14 protein-coding genes are annotated in these 16,128 nt (G+C 53.6%); 2 read left to right on the top strand and 12 right to left on the bottom strand.

What is annotated here, in order from left to right:
- The first annotated feature begins 192 nt into the window (after positions 1-192).
- Positions 193-1,572: an MATE family efflux transporter gene (locus MKX42_RS02695; protein WP_340751042.1), complete on the top strand. Its 1,380-nt coding sequence runs from the start codon at positions 193-195 to the stop codon at positions 1,570-1,572.
- A gap of 93 nt (positions 1,573-1,665) precedes the next feature.
- Here the strand turns inward: MKX42_RS02695 and MKX42_RS02690 are convergent, their stop codons facing one another.
- The 10 genes from MKX42_RS02690 to MKX42_RS02645 all read right to left on the bottom strand — a co-directional run bounded on the left by MKX42_RS02690 (position 1,666) and on the right by MKX42_RS02645 (position 12,701).
- Positions 1,666-2,991 (bottom strand): extracellular solute-binding protein, encoded by a 1,326-nt coding sequence (locus MKX42_RS02690; protein WP_340751040.1) that lies wholly within the window; start codon positions 2,989-2,991, stop codon positions 1,666-1,668.
- Between the two features lie 122 nt (positions 2,992-3,113).
- Positions 3,114-3,914, bottom strand: coding sequence for a response regulator transcription factor (locus MKX42_RS02685; RefSeq protein ID WP_340751038.1), 801 nt, complete (start codon positions 3,912-3,914; stop codon positions 3,114-3,116).
- Positions 3,898-5,673 carry a cache domain-containing sensor histidine kinase gene (locus MKX42_RS02680; protein WP_340751036.1) on the bottom strand — a complete coding sequence of 592 codons (1,776 nt, stop codon included), beginning with the start codon at positions 5,671-5,673 and terminating at the stop codon, positions 3,898-3,900. Before MKX42_RS02680 ends, MKX42_RS02685 begins: the two co-directional genes overlap by 17 nt.
- A 188-nt stretch (positions 5,674-5,861) precedes the next feature.
- A complete protein-coding gene (locus tag MKX42_RS02675; RefSeq protein ID WP_340751034.1) occupies positions 5,862-6,104 on the bottom strand; it encodes a hypothetical protein in 243 nt (80 codons plus the stop codon).
- A gap of 415 nt (positions 6,105-6,519) precedes the next feature.
- Positions 6,520-6,750: a cold-shock protein gene (locus tag MKX42_RS02670; RefSeq protein WP_340751032.1), complete on the bottom strand. Its 231-nt coding sequence runs from the start codon at positions 6,748-6,750 to the stop codon at positions 6,520-6,522.
- Positions 6,751-6,880: 130 nt separating this feature from the next.
- A complete protein-coding gene (locus tag MKX42_RS02665) occupies positions 6,881-7,081 on the bottom strand; it encodes a cold-shock protein (RefSeq protein WP_036722718.1) in 201 nt (66 codons plus the stop codon).
- A 280-nt stretch (positions 7,082-7,361) separates the two neighbouring features.
- Positions 7,362-7,640, bottom strand: coding sequence for a hypothetical protein (locus MKX42_RS02660; RefSeq protein WP_340751030.1), 279 nt, complete (start codon positions 7,638-7,640; stop codon positions 7,362-7,364).
- Positions 7,641-7,709: 69 nt separating this feature from the next.
- Positions 7,710-8,816 carry an MBL fold metallo-hydrolase gene (locus MKX42_RS02655; protein WP_340751028.1) on the bottom strand — a complete coding sequence of 369 codons (1,107 nt, stop codon included), beginning with the start codon at positions 8,814-8,816 and terminating at the stop codon, positions 7,710-7,712.
- Positions 8,817-8,854: 38 nt separating this feature from the next.
- Positions 8,855-10,165 (bottom strand): DUF3999 family protein, encoded by a 1,311-nt coding sequence (locus MKX42_RS02650; RefSeq protein WP_340751026.1) that lies wholly within the window; start codon positions 10,163-10,165, stop codon positions 8,855-8,857.
- Positions 10,131-12,701 (bottom strand): DUF2339 domain-containing protein, encoded by a 2,571-nt coding sequence (locus MKX42_RS02645; RefSeq protein WP_340751024.1) that lies wholly within the window; start codon positions 12,699-12,701, stop codon positions 10,131-10,133. Before MKX42_RS02645 ends, MKX42_RS02650 begins: the two co-directional genes overlap by 35 nt.
- 183 nt (positions 12,702-12,884) lie before the next feature.
- Here MKX42_RS02645 and MKX42_RS02640 point away from each other — a divergent pair, with 183 nt between their 5' ends.
- A complete protein-coding gene (locus MKX42_RS02640; RefSeq protein ID WP_340751022.1) occupies positions 12,885-14,078 on the top strand; it encodes a polysaccharide deacetylase family protein in 1,194 nt (397 codons plus the stop codon).
- On the opposite strand, the gene MKX42_RS02635 is transcribed toward MKX42_RS02640, so the two are convergent.
- Together MKX42_RS02635 and MKX42_RS02630 are read right to left on the bottom strand one after the other, a co-directional pair.
- Entirely contained in the window at positions 14,068-15,642 is a 1,575-nt protein-coding gene (locus tag MKX42_RS02635) for a sensor domain-containing diguanylate cyclase (protein WP_340751020.1), read from the bottom strand. The two genes, MKX42_RS02640 and MKX42_RS02635, sit on opposite strands and share 11 nt — an antisense overlap.
- A gap of 153 nt (positions 15,643-15,795) precedes the next feature.
- Positions 15,796-16,044, bottom strand: coding sequence for a type B 50S ribosomal protein L31 (locus tag MKX42_RS02630; protein WP_036722727.1), 249 nt, complete (start codon positions 16,042-16,044; stop codon positions 15,796-15,798).
- Between the last annotated feature and the right edge of the window lie 84 nt (positions 16,045-16,128).

The following is a 16,128-nucleotide window of genomic DNA, read 5'->3' as shown; positions in this document are numbered from 1 at the left end:
TAGGGATATACTGCCGATAAGGGAAGTAGGCACTTTTTTGTGAGGTAGTCACCTGGAGGATACTATTGGACAAAGCCGGCGGATTTATAGACAACATGTTGGAAATCCTACTGCATTTTCACAACAGCTGTGCTACCATACATTTGATTCGAAAATTCACAGCCGTAAGGAATCCTAATAAGAAGGTGTATGATGGAAACAAACACGCCCAAGACATTCAACCTAATGAAGCTGACCTGGCCGATCTTCCTTGAGCTGTTCCTGTTCATGCTCATGGGCAGTATGGATACCTTCATGATCAGCTCAGTGTCTGATGATGCAGTCTCCGGTGTTGGAGCGGCCAATCAGATTATTGCCATAGCCATTCTGGCACTCAGTGTTATCGGGAACGGCGCGGCGATCGTAGTATCGCAATACCTCGGCTCCAAGCAGCCCAAGGAAGCCGCCAGAGTGATCGGCAATGCGGTTACCTTGAATCTTGCGGTAGGGATCGTACTTAGTACAGTGATGCTGCTATTCGGAGGTCATCTGCTGCAGGCTCTGAACGTGAAGGGCGACATTCTAGACTACGCCCGCTCGTATATCAACATTGTCGGAGGCGCCATCTTCCTGCAGGCCCTCATCAATGCGCTGGCCGCCACCATCCGCACCCACGGCTTCACCAAGCAGACGATGGCGGTGTCGCTGCTGATGAACGTTATCCATGTGGGCGGTAACTATCTGCTGATCTTCGGCCATTTCGGACTGCCTGCGCTCGGCGTAGAGGGTGCTGCCGTATCAACCGTAATCAGCCGCTCCATCGCTCTCCTGATCTTCTTCCTGCTGCTCTACCGGATAATGGAGGTACGTGTGAAATGGAGCTATTACGTTCACCTCTCCAAGAAATATGTGCTGCAGATTCTCAAAATCGGTATTCCATCTGCCTTCGAATCCGTAATGTACCAGTGCTGCCAGCTCGTCTTCACCCTGTACATCACCTATTTGGGAGCCGAGGCCATGGCTACACGCCAGTATGCAGTTAATATCTCGAACTACATCTTCCTGTTCAGCGTAGCGGTGGCAATGGGGACCTCAATTATTGTGGGGCACCTTGTAGGTGCAAAACGGACGCAAGAGGCTTACTCACGGGTGTTCACCAGTGTGAAGTGGGCGCTGCTGGTCACAGTGATCATGGATCTGATCGTCATTCTGTTCCGCAAGCCGCTGCTGGGCCTGTTCACGGATAATGAGCTGATTATCACCATGGGCGCCCAAGTTATCCTGCTCAGCTTCTTCCTGGAGACCGGACGGACCTGCAATCTGGTCATTATCAACTCGCTGCGCGCGTCGGGCGATGCCAAGTTCCCGGTCTACATGGGTATGATTTCTATGGTGTGCATGAGTCTGCCGCTGGGCTACTTCCTGGTATTCACGCTTGATCTGGGTCTGGCCGGGGTATGGCTGGCCACAGCTTTCGACGAATGGGTGCGGGCCGTCATTATGTACTTCCGCTGGAAAAGCAGAGCCTGGGAGAAGCATGGCCTGATCCAGCACGAACCGCCGGAAGCCGCTCCGGCAGTCCCGGCGCACTAATTCTGTGCCAGCTACTCACACAAATAAGGGATGTTAATCAGCCACAGGAAATACGGCTGATTAACATCCCTTTGTCGTAAGCTTGTCCCATACTCAGTTCCCTTTGGCCACTGCAATTTTATGTCTGGCTGCGAACTGCTCCGGCGTGACCGCTTTGCCGAACAGCGCCTGGATCATATCCAGATGGACCTGGGCAGCATTCGGCTTCATCTGCACATCCGCGAACAAGGTAATGCTGCTGGCATTGTTCAGTTCATTCAACAGATCCACGTATAACTGCGGCAGCTTCTCATTCGTGGTATCGACCTTGGTCGCCGGAATCACTCCCGCACTCGTCACTGAAGCCTCGCCCCATTTGAAGACGAAGTATTCGACAAAAGCCTTAGCCTCCTCCTTCACCCTGGACGATTCCGCTACGAACAGTCCGACACCCGGACCGCCTACCCAGTCGCCCGAATTCCCCTTCCCCCCTTCCACCGTAGGGAATTTGAAGAAGCCGACCTTGTCCTTGAAGGCCTGCGGAATCTCCGGGTTGGTCGTGAAGTTGGGCAGCTCCCAGGTACCGGTCAGGTACATGGCCGCCTTTTCTTCCATGAATTCCGATTTGCCCTCATCATATGACAAGCCGTTGAAGCCGTTGTTGAAGGCGTTCATATCGACGAGGTTCTGCACTTCCGCCGCAGCCTGCACCAGTCCGGGATCATCGAAATATCCCGTCCCCTTCGTCGCCCGCTTCAGCGTCTCACTTCCGGCCATGCGGTCTGCCAGATACATATACCACAGCGAGCCTGTCCACCGGTCCTTATTGCCCAGCGCCACCGGAGGCACACCATGACCGGAGAGCACTCTCACAACTGCCTTGAACTCCTCATACGTTGAAGGTACCTGAAGATTATATTGGGCGAAGATTTCTTTATTATAAAAGATCGGGGAGATGTTCATCTCCAGAGGCAGCGCATAGGTCTTGTTATCGACAACATAAGACTCTGTAGTGCTCTTCACGAACTTATTCTTAAGCTGCCCGCCGTTCAGGATGTCATCCAGCGGAGCGAATAATCCGCCTTTTACATAAGGCTCCATGAAGCCGGCCGCCCAGGTTATGCCCACATCGGGAAGGTCATTGGAGGCAGAGAGCACCTTGAGCTTGCTTTTATACTGCTCATTCTCCAGCACATCCTGCCTGATGAGGATACCCGGATGCTCCTTCTCGTATTGTGCGATAATCTGGCTGACCAGCTTATACTGCTGCGCAGAGAGTCCGGCGGGCCAGATGTGCATCATATGAATGGTTATTTTGGGGGAAGAGGCGCCGTTAGCTGCCAGCGTACTATTATTGTCTTCCGCAGAGCCGCAACCCGTCAGAACAAGCACCCAGATATAGGCCAGAAGCAGCCCCTTGGTCATGTGATTCCTTCGCATTGCATTGCCTCCCCATCTCACATTGCAAAAGGCCGAACTCACCCATGTAATCGCTATCATTAAAATTCTAGCATCGTACCCTGAGGCAGATAAGGGCACACTTATTGGCTAAAATACCACATTTATTGGATCTCCTGAGCTCCGCCTTTCATCTGCTGACGGTAACGGCTAGGGCTTATGGCCTCCAAGGACTTGAATACCTTAATGAAATATTTATCCGTCCGGTACCCTACACGCTCTCCGATCTCCCCGACCGGCAGTGCAGTCTGGAGTAACAACTCCTTCGCCCGCTGAATCCGCAGACGTGACAGATATTCAGTGAAGGACACCCCGGCCTGCTCCTTGAACAACACGCTGAAATAGCTGGCATTCAGGTGAATCAGCCCCGCTACCTCAGCCATCGTCAGCTGTTCGTGCAGATGCTGCTCCACATAGGCAATGGCCTCCTTAACCGGCTGCCCCATCCCGGCCTGCTCCGGGTCAATCTCCAGCAGCTTGTGATCCACCAGCTTCTCCAGCTTCACATGGCGCTGCTGCTCCTCCTCCCGCTTCAGCGCATCCTCAACCACTGTCAGCAGCTCGGACTTGTCCAGCGGCTTCAGCAGATAATTGACCGCCCCCAGCCGCATCGCCTGCTGCACATAATCGAACTCCGCATAGCCGGAGATCACAATGATCACCGGCTTCCGGGGAGCTTCCTGCAGCGAATGGATCAGATCCAGCCCGCTCACCTCCGGCATGCGCACATCTGTAATCAGCAGATGGACCCGCTCATGCCGCAGCCGCTCGCGCGCTTCCACCCCATTGTCACAGGTTTCCACGATATACCGGCCTGCCGCCCATACTTCCAGCGTCTGCTTAATCCCCTGACGCGTTCTTGGTTCATCATCTACGATTAGAATCGTCTTATTGCCCAGACTCATAGGTATCTCCTCCATTGCTTGGAATCTCAAACCTTATTAAGGTCCCCTCAGACCGCCGGCTCTCCACGATCAGGCCTTCCGTCTGCATGTCTGCTTCCGCGTAGTACAGCTTCAACCGCCGCTGCACATTCACCAGCCCCACTCCGCTGCCCTTGGCAGAGACCGGCGGCCCGCCATCCAGCGCATCGCGCAGCGCCAGCAGCGTAGCCTCATCCATGCCCGGACCGTTGTCCGACACTTCGACTGAGGTCCACCCCTTGCGGGAAGAGGGGCTAATTATGACTTCAATAACGCCCTTGCCCACGCGGCTCTCCACTCCATGGAGAATCGCGTTCTCAACAATCGGCTGAATCAGCAGCTTGGGCACCGGTACAGCAGCCTCATGCGGATCAAGCCTGATGTCCCAGGACAGGCGTTCCCCCATCCGCATCTCCATAATCCGCAAATACCGCCTGATCTGCTCGACCTCTTCGCTCAGCGTAACCCATTCATCCTTGTTATGGGGAGTGCCGATAATGTAGCGGAACAGCCTGGACATCATGACCACTAATCCGGCCAGCTCCTCCTCCCCCTTCTCCTCCAGCGACCAGTTGAAGGCCTCCAGCGTATTGAACAGGAAATGGGGATTGATCTGCGCCTGCAAGGCTTTCAGCTCAGTCCGGCTCTGCAGGACCTCCTTCTCATAGACCACCCTGATCAAATCATTAATATTAGCCACCATACCGTTATAGGTATTATTCAGCTCCCGCAGCTCCATGGTCGATACCTTCTGCGAATTGGGGGTCAGCACCCCCATGCGGGATTTGCGCATCGCCCGGATCAGGTGAATGATCGGCCGGGTAATCATTGTCGACAGCAGGAAGGATATAATCAGGAACAGCAGGGTTCCGATTCCGCCTGACACCAGCAGTACCGTCCGCAGCACGGATAGTCCCTTGGTCACATAACTGACAGGCGTCAGCACTAGCAGCGTCCAGGAGGTCTTGTCCGAGCGCAGCTTGACCTGCACATACTCCTTGCCCCGGAAGCTGACCGTCTGATCCACGCTCTCCAGCAGCGGCAGCAGATCCTCTTGCGGTGTTCCGCTGCTCCCGAGGAGCTGGCCTTCATCATTCACAAGCAGCACTGACTCCCCGCTGTCACTGCCGGAGAACGGATCGTCGAGCTGGAAGTAGCTGCGCTGGATGCGGGCCATCAGGTAGCCTCCCCGCGAGAACCAGCGGTCCATCAGGCTGACCTGGCGGATCGCCAGCAGGCTCTGTTCATCATGCGGATCAACACCGATCCAGACCAGCCGCCCCTTCTGGGCATTAGCCTCACTGATGTGCTGCTCGTTAATTCTGCTCTCCAGGCTGCCTTCCTTAATCGGGAACAGCAGCCTGTAATCAGTGGTATATAGCTCCAGCGAGCCCACGCTCGGCATGTACGCCTGATAGCTGGAGACAATCTGCAGCAGCGACTGGCGCTGATTGAAGGACACCTCATTGCCGTCCAGCTCCTCCAGCAGCAGCTGCTGAACGGTAGGATGATTGGCCACCTGCTCCATCAGACCGTCTATCTGGCCGGTCAGCGCGTCCAGCCTTCCGTTGGCCTGAACCGCCGTCTGCTGGATATGCCGCTCGGCATTATTTTTGAGCAGAATAGAGACACGGTCATACACAAATATCCCGGAAACCAGAATAATAATGAGCATCACCAGCAAAAAACCGATGAATATCTGATTGCGCAGTGTGTTGAGCTCTCTGAACCTCTGAAGCATCAGAATTCCCTCTTTCGTTGGCAGCGTTTCCAACTCTATTCTCCAAACCCCGGGAGTTTTGTCAAGATAAATCATTGCCCGCAGGCGAGAGACGGCCCTGAGGTCCCCGCGGATACCAGCAACAAAAAACCCTTAGCACAGTTCTCCCGGTTCAAGGAGCTGCCCTAAGGGCTTGCACAGAAGACTACTTAGATGAACATCAACGGAGTAATCCATTCGAAATGCAGGGCCGCCCACAGCAGAGCCAGCAATACCGCACCGATGCAGTAACTCAGGACTTTGCGGCGGGTCGGCTCCAGATATATATCCAGCGGAATCAAGATCAGAATCATACCAATTGCGATAATGTTAAACATAGGTTTATGATAAAAAATCCCCACTGCATTCAGGGCAACCGCAAGAAGCGTCAGAAGCAGAAAATATTTTCTCATAGCTCCATCATCCCTGTATTATCCATTATTGTCAACCCGCTGATTCGCCGGCGTTTAAGAATGGCTTTGCCGTCTTTTTCATGGATAGTACCGTTTTATAAAAGAGGTACTAAAGAAATTAACGAAAAGCAAAAAGAAACGGAGGGGAAATTTGGAACTGTAGGAGCGATAGCGTCCGCCTTTGTCACCGGATTTCCACCGCGATTAGCGGTTAAAATCAAGAAATCTGGTGACAACAGCGGCCGGAAGTCCAAATGTTCACCGCAGTGACGACCAAGCTTCGAGTTCAAACTTTAAATGCCTTTTATATAGAGGTAAAAATCCAAAAAAAATAGCCCATTGCGGGCAAGAAACGGACAGCGGTATAGGGTTGCTATCCTCTAATTCTGTATGAACCGGTCAGAGAGTGGCAACCTTAGCGGATAGTCACACTCTTCTTGGTAGCCTTCGCATCCAAGTTCTTATTAACGAGCGTAGGCAGCATCTTCATGCTCCGGGTCATAGGCGAATTGCATTGCCAGCAGGTCGGCACATGTTGGAAGGCAAAGTTGTCGCGTATCCATCCGGTGCATTCTTCCTTGGTGCAGGACCAGATGGCCGTCTCTTCCTGCGGAAGATCTATTACCGCTTTTTTACGAAAATACATAAGTACCCCTCCTAATAGCTTGGTTAGTGCGTCCTACGGACTGTCATGGCAGAACGGAAGCTACTCCTCTACTACCTGGTCACAAAAAAAACTACCCTCAACTGGTGTTAAGGGCAGCTTATTGTTGATATTACAGTTTTACAACGTTCTCAGCCTGTGGTCCACGAGCGCCTTGAGTTACGTTGAACTCAACGCGTTGGCCTTCGTCCAAAGACTTGAAGCCTTCGCCAGTGATTGCGGAGAAGTGTACGAATACGTCGCTTCCGCCTTCAACCTCGATAAAACCGAAACCTTTGTCTGCGTTGAACCATTTTACTGTACCTGTTTGCATGATATTACCTCCAAAGTTTATTTAACACATGTCCTTTTATTCCTACGTATTGTACGAACAAATAAAAATTCACACATTGGAAAAGGCTTCAAACACAAATTGATAACCTTTTACAATATGTGAATTAAGGGTTAAATTTATGATTAACTTCATTGTAGCACACTGATTTCCCAAATGCAAAGGATTATTGCCAAATACCCAAAATAAATTTTAAATTTTAGAGAAGCCTGGCCGGGCGCACGGATTCTTGAGATCAGCCATGCGCCTCTGGCTACAGCATTCAGTCGATATATCCGGCCAGTCCCTTGTCCATCAGGTAATCCATTTCCGCATCCAGAATGGTCTCCACCGTTAGCTCGTCCAGCTTCACATCGCGCTGCGCAGTCACATAGTCGACCAGATCATCATTATCGATATCAATCTCGCCTTTGGCGTTGGCCTTGGCCTTATTGATGAACGTCTGCTCATGCTTCAGCACCAGCCGGATGACGGCCGGGTCCACCTTCGTCTGTGCAGATAATACCTCCACCAGTTCCTGTTCGTTCACTTCATTACTCATCTTCGTTCGTCAGCTCCTTGGGTTCTATGAACCCTGATTGTACCACAAGTCCCCTTCGGGCGCGCAGCCTCATCTCCACCAGGGAAGAACCGGATATCCGGCGGCCCCTGCGGTTACAGTCTCCCCGATTCTAGGCGTGGCCAGCCGTACCCCTCTCAGCGCCGCCGCAGCTGAGACCCGTTCTGCCGGGTCGGTCCAGTCATGCATCGACAGGGTGAAAGCGCCCCAATGGATGGGGATCAGCAGACCTCCCTGCACATCGATGTGCGCCTCGACAGTCTGTTCCGGCAGCATATGGATATCCGCCCAGCGCGGATCGTATTGGCCGCATTCCATCAGCGTGAGATCGAAGGGACCATGCATACGTCCAATCTCGGCAAAATGCGGGCCATATCCGCTGTCTCCGCTGAAGAAGACCTTGGTCTTCTCCCCTTGAATAATCCAGGAGCACCACAGCGTGGTGTTGCGGTCCAGCAGACTCCGCCCCGAGAAATGCCGCGCCGGAGCGCAGGTGAAGGTTATCCCTTCATAGGAAAGCGAATCGCCCCAGTCCTGCTCGCGGATTTTGTCTGCGGCCACACCCCAGCGGCGCAGATGGGCGCCGACACCTAACGGTACAATGAACAGCCTTGCCTTATCCTTCAGCTGGCGGATGGTTCCATAGTCCAAGTGATCATAATGATCATGGGAGAGCAGCACCGCGTCCAGCTGCGGCAAAAGGGCAGCCTCCAGCGGAAGCTGCTTGCTGTAGCGGCGGCCGCCGATGAACGGAAACGGTGACGGTGCATGGCCCAGCATAGGGTCGAGGAACAGAGTCAGGCCGTCCATCTCCAGCAGCACCGCTGAATGCCCGAACCAGGTAACCCGGGTGTCGCGTCCCTGTCCAATAGAGGACGGCAACAGCGGCTGCGGCTGAAGAGGCTCAGCAGGTCTGGAGTTAGGGTTGCCCTTAATGAAGTCCCTCAGAATAGAGAATCCGCTGCTTCCGGCCTTCTCACCGCTCAGGTCTGCAGTCTGCGGATAAGCAAATTTGCCGTTGCTGTATTGGGCAGAACGGAGATTACGGGTTCTCTCCTGCTTCCCGGCCCTCCGCCCGAACGCCGGATAGACGGTCATGATAAGATACGCAGCGGCAATAACGGCAAGCAGGATGGAAGCAATAATAATCAGGGTCATGCGGTAATCCTTCTTTCTGCGGGTTCGTGCCAAATCTCCTATTTCGCCTGACCCAGCTTGCGGGCAACGATGAGAATAAGCAGCAGCGAGACTGCAATAATAATGGCATTGAAGCCCCAGCGGCCCTGAAGCCACCAGCTTGTGCCGGGCGGATCTGCTGCCGTTACCGGTACCCGGGTCTCTGCACCCAGCGCGGCCGGCGCAAGCTTTTCTCTGCTGATCCGGTCTTTGAAATTAATAATATCATACTGCGGAGCAGTTGCCAGCGTGTTGCCATAGAGCAGGGAATACGGCGTCTTCTCCCCGCCCGCGAATACAAGCCGGTCTACCAGATATTCGATCTTAAGGTCCGTGATGGAGATGGGGGCATCGTCCAGATTGTAGATGATCACGCGCAGGGAATCAGAAGAGGCCGGCACCACCGGCTGAATCTCCGTCCGGGAGATCCGGGTATCCTTGAAGTCCAGCCGGTACAGCTCCCCGCTTCCGGTGACCGGGAGCTTGCTCCCGGCGCTGTCATACAGTGCATAGCGCCGCAGGAAATTCCCGGTGCTGCCGAGCATCACCTTCCCAATCTTCAGCCGGTCCGTGTTGCTTATCATGATCTCGGTACGGTTCTCCACCTGCTTAATCTCTGTCTGCGGCGTCTTCTGCCGCATGAATGCAGCTGTACTCCACTCCCTGCTGCTGTCTACCAGGGTCAGGCCGGGGAATTCCAGCCCTTCCGGGTTGTTCTTCACTACAAGACGGTAATAGCCGAACTTGTAGCTGCTCTCCAGCGTAATGCTGTCCGCACTTAACCCGTTCGTGGCATACAGATCCCCTGTGCCGAGCTGCTCCCAGGCCTGCCCGTCATAACCGCCCCACACCTCCACATGCTTCAGGAAGGATTCTGCGGGCAATTCGAACACCAGGCGGTTCCCCTGAATATCGACATGCTCGGCAAGCGGCTTAATCTGATAATCCAGCAGGGTATCCGTTCCTTTCACTGCCTTGTGAATCAATTCTGAGGCATAGACCGCGCTATGCTCCTCCACCGTCTCCGCTCCGCTCTCCATATAATAGGGAACCTTAGCGCCAGTGCTGTCCTGTATACGCAGATCACGCAAGTCCTCTGCCGCCGAGCGGTACACCGCTTCATCCAGATACAATCCATAGTACGGAGCCGCCTCCGGCAGGGAGATTTCACGCGAGAACTTCCATTGCCCGCCGTCCGTCTTCTCCGCTCCGCCGGATGCCGCTGCCGCACTGTGCGCCGGGAAGGTGCCGGAACCCAGCACGAGTCCGCCCAATACAGCGAGCAGCACAGCCGCCCTAGCTCTCCGGCCTGTCTTGCTCAGCAAGCGCATAAGCTTCCTCCATTCTGACCGTTATCCGCTGATAGAGGTAGGATATCCCCAGCAGGCAGAGTCCGAAGCTGAAGTACGCGATGATCTTGCTGCCGGTGTTCAGCAGAGTCAGGTCATAGAGCAGCAGCTTGCCGGTTGCCAGCAGGGACAGCGCCAGTCCGAAGCGGCGGATATACAGATATCTTTTCCAGAAGCCGTACATAATGAACAGCACGGCCAGCAGCAGATAGAGCAGACTGAAGGCCAGCCCTCCGTCACGCACCTGCATCTGCACCCCCAGGAACGCCGTAACCATCACCAGCAGATAGATGCCCATAGCTACAGGATACAGCTCTATATTCTTATAATCGTGCAGCAGCGTTGTCCGCAGCAGCCTTGCACTGCTGAACCATACGAACACATTGAACAGAATAAGCACACCCAGCGCCACTACATCGGCAGCAGTGCTGCCGGACCACCCTTCCGGAAGACTGGGCAGACCCAGCGTGATGCCGATACAGACCGCATAGGCAATCCCGTGCAGCACCAGAACCATGATGCCGACCACCTTGTCATACAGAACGTTCACCTTCGGCAGCGCATAAGCGAGTCCAGAGGTAAGCAGACCCGCCAGCAGCAGCTTGTAAAAGGCATTGTGCGCTATATCCTCCGGCACCATCCAGTCATACAGGCGCAATGCTTCATACACCACATACCCGTAGAAATTGATAATAGCTGCATATTTGAACCATACGGTAGCCTGCACCTCCGCAGGCGTACTGCGAAGCAGCGTCTCCTGATTCGAATAACGGATGGCATACAATAAGGCTACAATCGCCATTCCCGCCGTAATGAATGTATATTTCAGATCGAAATAGGAGTTCGTATAGTAGATTACCGCATTATAATCCGAGAGCTGCAGGAGAACGTCGAATCCGAAGAAGGTCAGCAGACAGAGGGAAAGGATGCCCCAGCCTGCGCGTTCTACCATTTTGAAGCGGTACAGATGTCCGTAGACCGTAAGCGCCACACCTTCCACCAGCCAGCCGATCGACCACCAGGCCGCTCCCAGCTGGAACGGAATCATCAGGATGGCGAAGGTCAGTGAGGTGACATAGAACAGCAGACGGCTCTCGCGTTCCTGCGGCATCTGCTTCTCCAGCAGCGCACCAAGCCCCAGATACATGAGGCAGAAGGCCAGCGCCAGCGCGCCTTTGAATTCATCCAGCCCGGCATTCAGGAACAGAAGATACAGTGTCATGCAGCTAACGAGCGTGTTACAGCCCAGCAGGCCGAAGTCCAGCCAGTTAAGCTTCGTCTTGAACTTGAACGGATACCAGAGTGTAATCCCCAGATACATGGCGAAAGTCAGCACAGCGCAGAGAATGCCTGCAGCATAGCTATCCGCCAGATAAATCAGCAGCAGGATAGACGGCGTGTTGAACAGGAAGCTGATGTAATTGACAACCACCCAGCGCTTGCGCAGAGAGATCAGCAGAATCAGCAGGTTCAGTACAAACAGATACCCCATTGCCGCATACACTGCACTGCCCTCCAGCCCGAAGGCTCCAATATAAGAGAAAAGCGGCAGATAACCCCCTACAAGCCCCATAGAACAGATCGTCCGTGACTCATAGCGCAGCGACAGCAGCACAGCGGACAGCGTGACCAGCACCGACAGGCCGATCCCGGCCCATAACCCGATAATCTCCAGCAGAAAATAACTGTAAAATATCGAGCCGTACAGCACCGACACCCCGCCGCCAATCAGCCCCAGAGCGAAGGCTCCCCGCCCCTTGCGGAACAGCCACTCCCCGCCCGCCAGCATGACTGCCCCCAGCAGGAAGAAGGCACTGCCCTTCATATAATCATTGAACCAGGTGGAGTAGGTGTATCTGAACCCGGCGCCCACTGCCAGGATCAGCAGCAGAATTCCCAGGCGGTTGATCCAGTTCAGGCCGATCTTCATTTCGATCCGGTTCTGCTTGCGGCGGCGCAGCAGGGTCTCCTCGTCAACCCCTTCAGCAGCCAAATCATCCAGCCCGCTGTCCATCGTCCCTCTGAGCGAACGCGCTGCTTCCCGCTGCCATTGCCTGCGCAGCAGGATACTCTCATTCAGCTTCGCCTGCACCTCATCCAATATATAAGTGATCTGGGTCTTCTCCTGGCCCAGCTCGCGTGCCCCGATACTGTACATCTCCTCTATACGCCGCTTGGCGTCCTGCTCGAAGGATGTCAGCCGGTCGAGATACGCATGATCCCGTGAGGCAAAATAAGTCTGCAGCTTCTGCCGCGATACCCGGAGAATCCCCAGCTTCTCATCCAGAATCTGCTCCGCCAGTGCAGTCCGCAGCTCCGAGTTGTCGCGCTCAAGCCTCGCGGCCTGAGCCTTCAGCTCCGCCAGGCTCAGCCTGTTTGCCCCATTTTCCCTTCTTAACACTTCGTTCTCGCGGACCAGATCACTGCTCTCGTATTCTTCAATCAAAGACTGGTATTCCTTCAAAAGCCCGTCCTGCTGCTGCTGCACAGCCCTCATCCGATCTCTGAAATCCTCCATAGCCGTCCCCCAGTATCTGCTAATCGGCAAATTGTTATTATATTGATATTACTATATTTCTAATTACCACCACAGACCTAACAAAAACCACATCACTTAGTTAAGATCCTGTCACATTTTTGTCTTGGCAGACGTTATAGGTTTATTATTGTTGTATATTCGGGAGATGGGGAGAATCGGACATTGAAACTGAACCTGCACAAACCGCAAACACGTTATATCCTCATCCTGCTGCTGCTGGTGGTGGTCTTCCTGCCTGTGCCTTTTAGACATAAAGCAATGACCAAGCTTAGCATTACCGGCCTTGATGGAGTCGAATTCAAGACAGATGCCTATGCACTGACAGCGGACCATAAGCTGATGGTGGATAAAGACCTCGCTGAACGGATTCTGCATGCGCGTATCGGCTGGGAGAAGGAGGCTCCGCTCCCCAAGGGTGTGTACTACAAGGATCATGTGGCGGTACTCATGTATCACCATCTGACGGAAACCCCGTTAACGCTCTATCCCGGCGTATTACCCGCCGTACAGTTTGATGAGCAAATGCAGCTCTTGAAGCAGGAGGGCTTCCATGTCATTACGATGAAGCAGTACCGGGAATTCATGCTGGACCGTGCGCCGGTTCCCGATAATGCGGTTCTATTGACGTTCGATGACGGCTATGAGAGTTTTTATAAGCTGGCGTTTCCCATTCTGCAAAAGTACGGCTACACCGCAGTGAACTTCATCATTGTCTCCGATGTAGACAACACTAATAAGCGTCAGGTGCCCAAGCTGACCTGGGAGCAGATGCGGGAGATGAAGCGCGCCGGAATGGGCTTTTATAATCATACGTATAATTTACATTATTATGCAGTTGTTGATGCAGAGGGCGGCACCCGCCCGGCGGCGAGCTCCTTGCTGTACATTCATGACGAGAACCGGAATGAACTGAATGAAGAATACTACAGAAGAGTAACCGGGGACCTCGCTCATGCAGAGCGCAGGCTGAAAGAAGAATTGGACAATACGGATTCGGCTATCGCCTTCCCTTACGGCTCTTATAACGAAAAGCTGCTGGAAATCTGCGATTCACTCGGCATCCATCTGAAATTCAATATCGGGCTGGGCCTGGGCTCCAGAACCACGCTGAATGCTCCACGGATCAATGAAGGGAACCGGACACTCACGCCAGAGCTGTCCATCCAGCAGCTCAAGCAATTCGAGCCGCCGATGATCCTGACCGTGAATGGGAAGAAGGTTCTCCTTACCGGAACTCCGCCCAAGCTGCGGAACGGGAAAGTCATGATCCCGCTGGATGCGTTATGCTCCGAGCTGGGCGTAACGATCCACTATGACCGCAGCAGCGCGGTCCTGAAGCTGACGCCTACCCCTTAGCCGCCTGACGCACCCTAGGCTCACGGCCCAAGGTTACCCGGTTCTTGCCGGTGGCCTTGGACAGATAGAGGGCCTCGTCCGCCTCGCGGTACAGGTCCTCGAAGGTCACATCTGCCTGATCCGTAAAAGCAATGCCGATGCTCACTGTAAGCTGGATGTGATGCCCTCCATCCAGCTCAACGATGTGCTCGCCCATAGCGGTGCGGAAGCTCTCTGCCTCCTTCAAGGCCGCAGCTTCATTGCCGGCGGAGAAGCAGACGGCGAACTCTTCGCCTCCCACGCGCCCCGCAATCCCTTTGTTATGATATACCTGCATAATTTTTCCGGACAAATCCACCAGCGCCTGATCACCCGCCATGTGTCCGTATGTATCATTAATTAATTTGAAATCATCGATGTCGAACAGCAGCAAGGCCATACCCGCACCGATCTGCGCAGAGTAATTCTGTACCAGTCTCATGAAATGCCTGCGGTTGTACAGCCCGGTCAGATCATCCACCGTGGCCTGATGCAGCAGCTCCCGCTCATACCTCTTCTTCTCGCTAAGATCACTGAAGACCAGCAGCATCCCCGCTCCCTTCCCCCGGACCTGCTCCGTAGCAATGAGCGCCACTCCATAACAGGACCCGCTCCGGCCGGGAGGCTCGATTTCAAACTGCCCCTCCCGCCGCTCCGCATAGCAGGCAGACAACTGCCCGTGCTGCCTGAGCAGCGGCTGAATGCTAGTGCCCATCCAGGTCTCCGGCTTCTCCTCCAGCAGCTCGGAGAGCATAGCGTCCGCCGCCTCATTCACATCCATGATGTAATCGTAGCGGTCCGTCAGGACGATGCCGTCCTTCATATTCTCGAAGATTTTATTCTTAGCCAGCGGATATAACGACAATCTGGGATCGCGGAACAAGGTGAGGTAAGCGGCCACGATAGGGGGCAGGTAGGTGAAGGCTGTGAAGCCTGTAATCGTAATCTGCAGCAGCGGAAGCAGGAACACCGACAGGACCGGTACCAGCAGACTGAATAACAGCAGCGCATTATGGCGGAAATAATACTTAGGCCCATTCAGGAGAGAGATGGCCAGCAGATATACAGCATACAGTCCGAATAGCTGATCGTACGCGATGAGGATCATGCTGAGCACGGTGGGCTCCACTACAATTCCGGTAACCCCCGCCACCGTAGCCAGTCCGACCCCGCTGCGCATCAGATGATGGTAGGAGTCAGTGAAGATCAGCAGCACATCAAGCACCACCGGGATACAAAAGTAAATAAGCCTCTTGGACAAACCCTCAGAGGAACGGGACACATACTCTTTAATAACCGCATAGCTGAAGATCGCACTCAAAAAAAGCGGGCCCTGCTGCACATTCTTCCACCATAGCTTCGCCCCGAAGGAACCCGATAGAATCTCTCCGGCCGTAGCTGCGAAGATCATGCTGACCAGCAGCATCAAAATCCATAAATAGCATCTTCCTGGTGTATGGCGGTGCTTGTAAGAACCGATGCCCATGTAGAGACTTAGAACGCTGCCCATTACCAAGTAAAACGGATAACCCTGCATCCACGGCATGTCATATTTCTCCTATTTTTGAGATTGCTTTGCCTTATTATATCCTACTCTTTCGTACAAATGAATCATTCTTACAAAAGTAAGTACGCAAAACAAAGAGGATACTCCTTCACCATCTGCATGGATGCGGGAATATCCTCTATAGTAATACCATTATTTCTTCTGAGCGAGACGTTGTTTGAACTTGTCAACGCGGCCGCCAGTTTCGGTATCTCTTTGTTTACCTGTGTAGAACGGGTGGGATGCAGAGCTGGAGTCTACACGGATCACCGGGTAAGAGTTGCCGTCTTCCCATTCCATAGTTTCACCGGATGATTTGGTGGATGAGCTAAGGAATTTGTAGCCTACGCTAGCATCGAAGAAAATAACCTGGTTGAACTTAGGGTGTATGCCTTGTTTCATTGTAGTAACCTCCTTTCCGTACGGATACAACTTATGAAGAAGTATTGAAGCCATCTCTTGGTCTATTTGAAAAATCCGGTTAGA

The organism is Paenibacillus sp. FSL R7-0204 (assembly GCF_038002225.1).
Lineage (GTDB): Bacteria > Bacillota > Bacilli > Paenibacillales > Paenibacillaceae > Paenibacillus_AQ.
The sequence above is the reverse complement of the archived record's forward strand: the minus strand, read 5'-3'. Positions and strand labels throughout refer to the sequence as shown.

Coding starts and splice junctions, on each gene's coding strand:
- MKX42_RS02695 (WP_340751042.1), top strand. CDS start 193: ATGGAAACAAACACGCCCAAGACATTCAACCTAATGAAGCTGACCTGG.
- MKX42_RS02690 (WP_340751040.1), bottom strand. CDS start 2,991: ATGCGAAGGAATCACATGACCAAGGGGCTGCTTCTGGCCTATATCTGG.
- MKX42_RS02685 (WP_340751038.1), bottom strand. CDS start 3,914: ATGAGTCTGGGCAATAAGACGATTCTAATCGTAGATGATGAACCAAGA.
- MKX42_RS02680 (WP_340751036.1), bottom strand. CDS start 5,673: ATGCTTCAGAGGTTCAGAGAGCTCAACACACTGCGCAATCAGATATTC.
- MKX42_RS02675 (WP_340751034.1), bottom strand. CDS start 6,104: ATGAGAAAATATTTTCTGCTTCTGACGCTTCTTGCGGTTGCCCTGAAT.
- MKX42_RS02670 (WP_340751032.1), bottom strand. CDS start 6,750: ATGTATTTTCGTAAAAAAGCGGTAATAGATCTTCCGCAGGAAGAGACG.
- MKX42_RS02665 (WP_036722718.1), bottom strand. CDS start 7,081: ATGCAAACAGGTACAGTAAAATGGTTCAACGCAGACAAAGGTTTCGGT.
- MKX42_RS02660 (WP_340751030.1), bottom strand. CDS start 7,640: ATGAGTAATGAAGTGAACGAACAGGAACTGGTGGAGGTATTATCTGCA.
- MKX42_RS02655 (WP_340751028.1), bottom strand. CDS start 8,816: ATGACCCTGATTATTATTGCTTCCATCCTGCTTGCCGTTATTGCCGCT.
- MKX42_RS02650 (WP_340751026.1), bottom strand. CDS start 10,165: ATGCGCTTGCTGAGCAAGACAGGCCGGAGAGCTAGGGCGGCTGTGCTG.
- MKX42_RS02645 (WP_340751024.1), bottom strand. CDS start 12,701: ATGGAGGATTTCAGAGATCGGATGAGGGCTGTGCAGCAGCAGCAGGAC.
- MKX42_RS02635 (WP_340751020.1), bottom strand. CDS start 15,642: ATGCCGTGGATGCAGGGTTATCCGTTTTACTTGGTAATGGGCAGCGTT.
- MKX42_RS02630 (WP_036722727.1), bottom strand. CDS start 16,044: ATGAAACAAGGCATACACCCTAAGTTCAACCAGGTTATTTTCTTCGAT.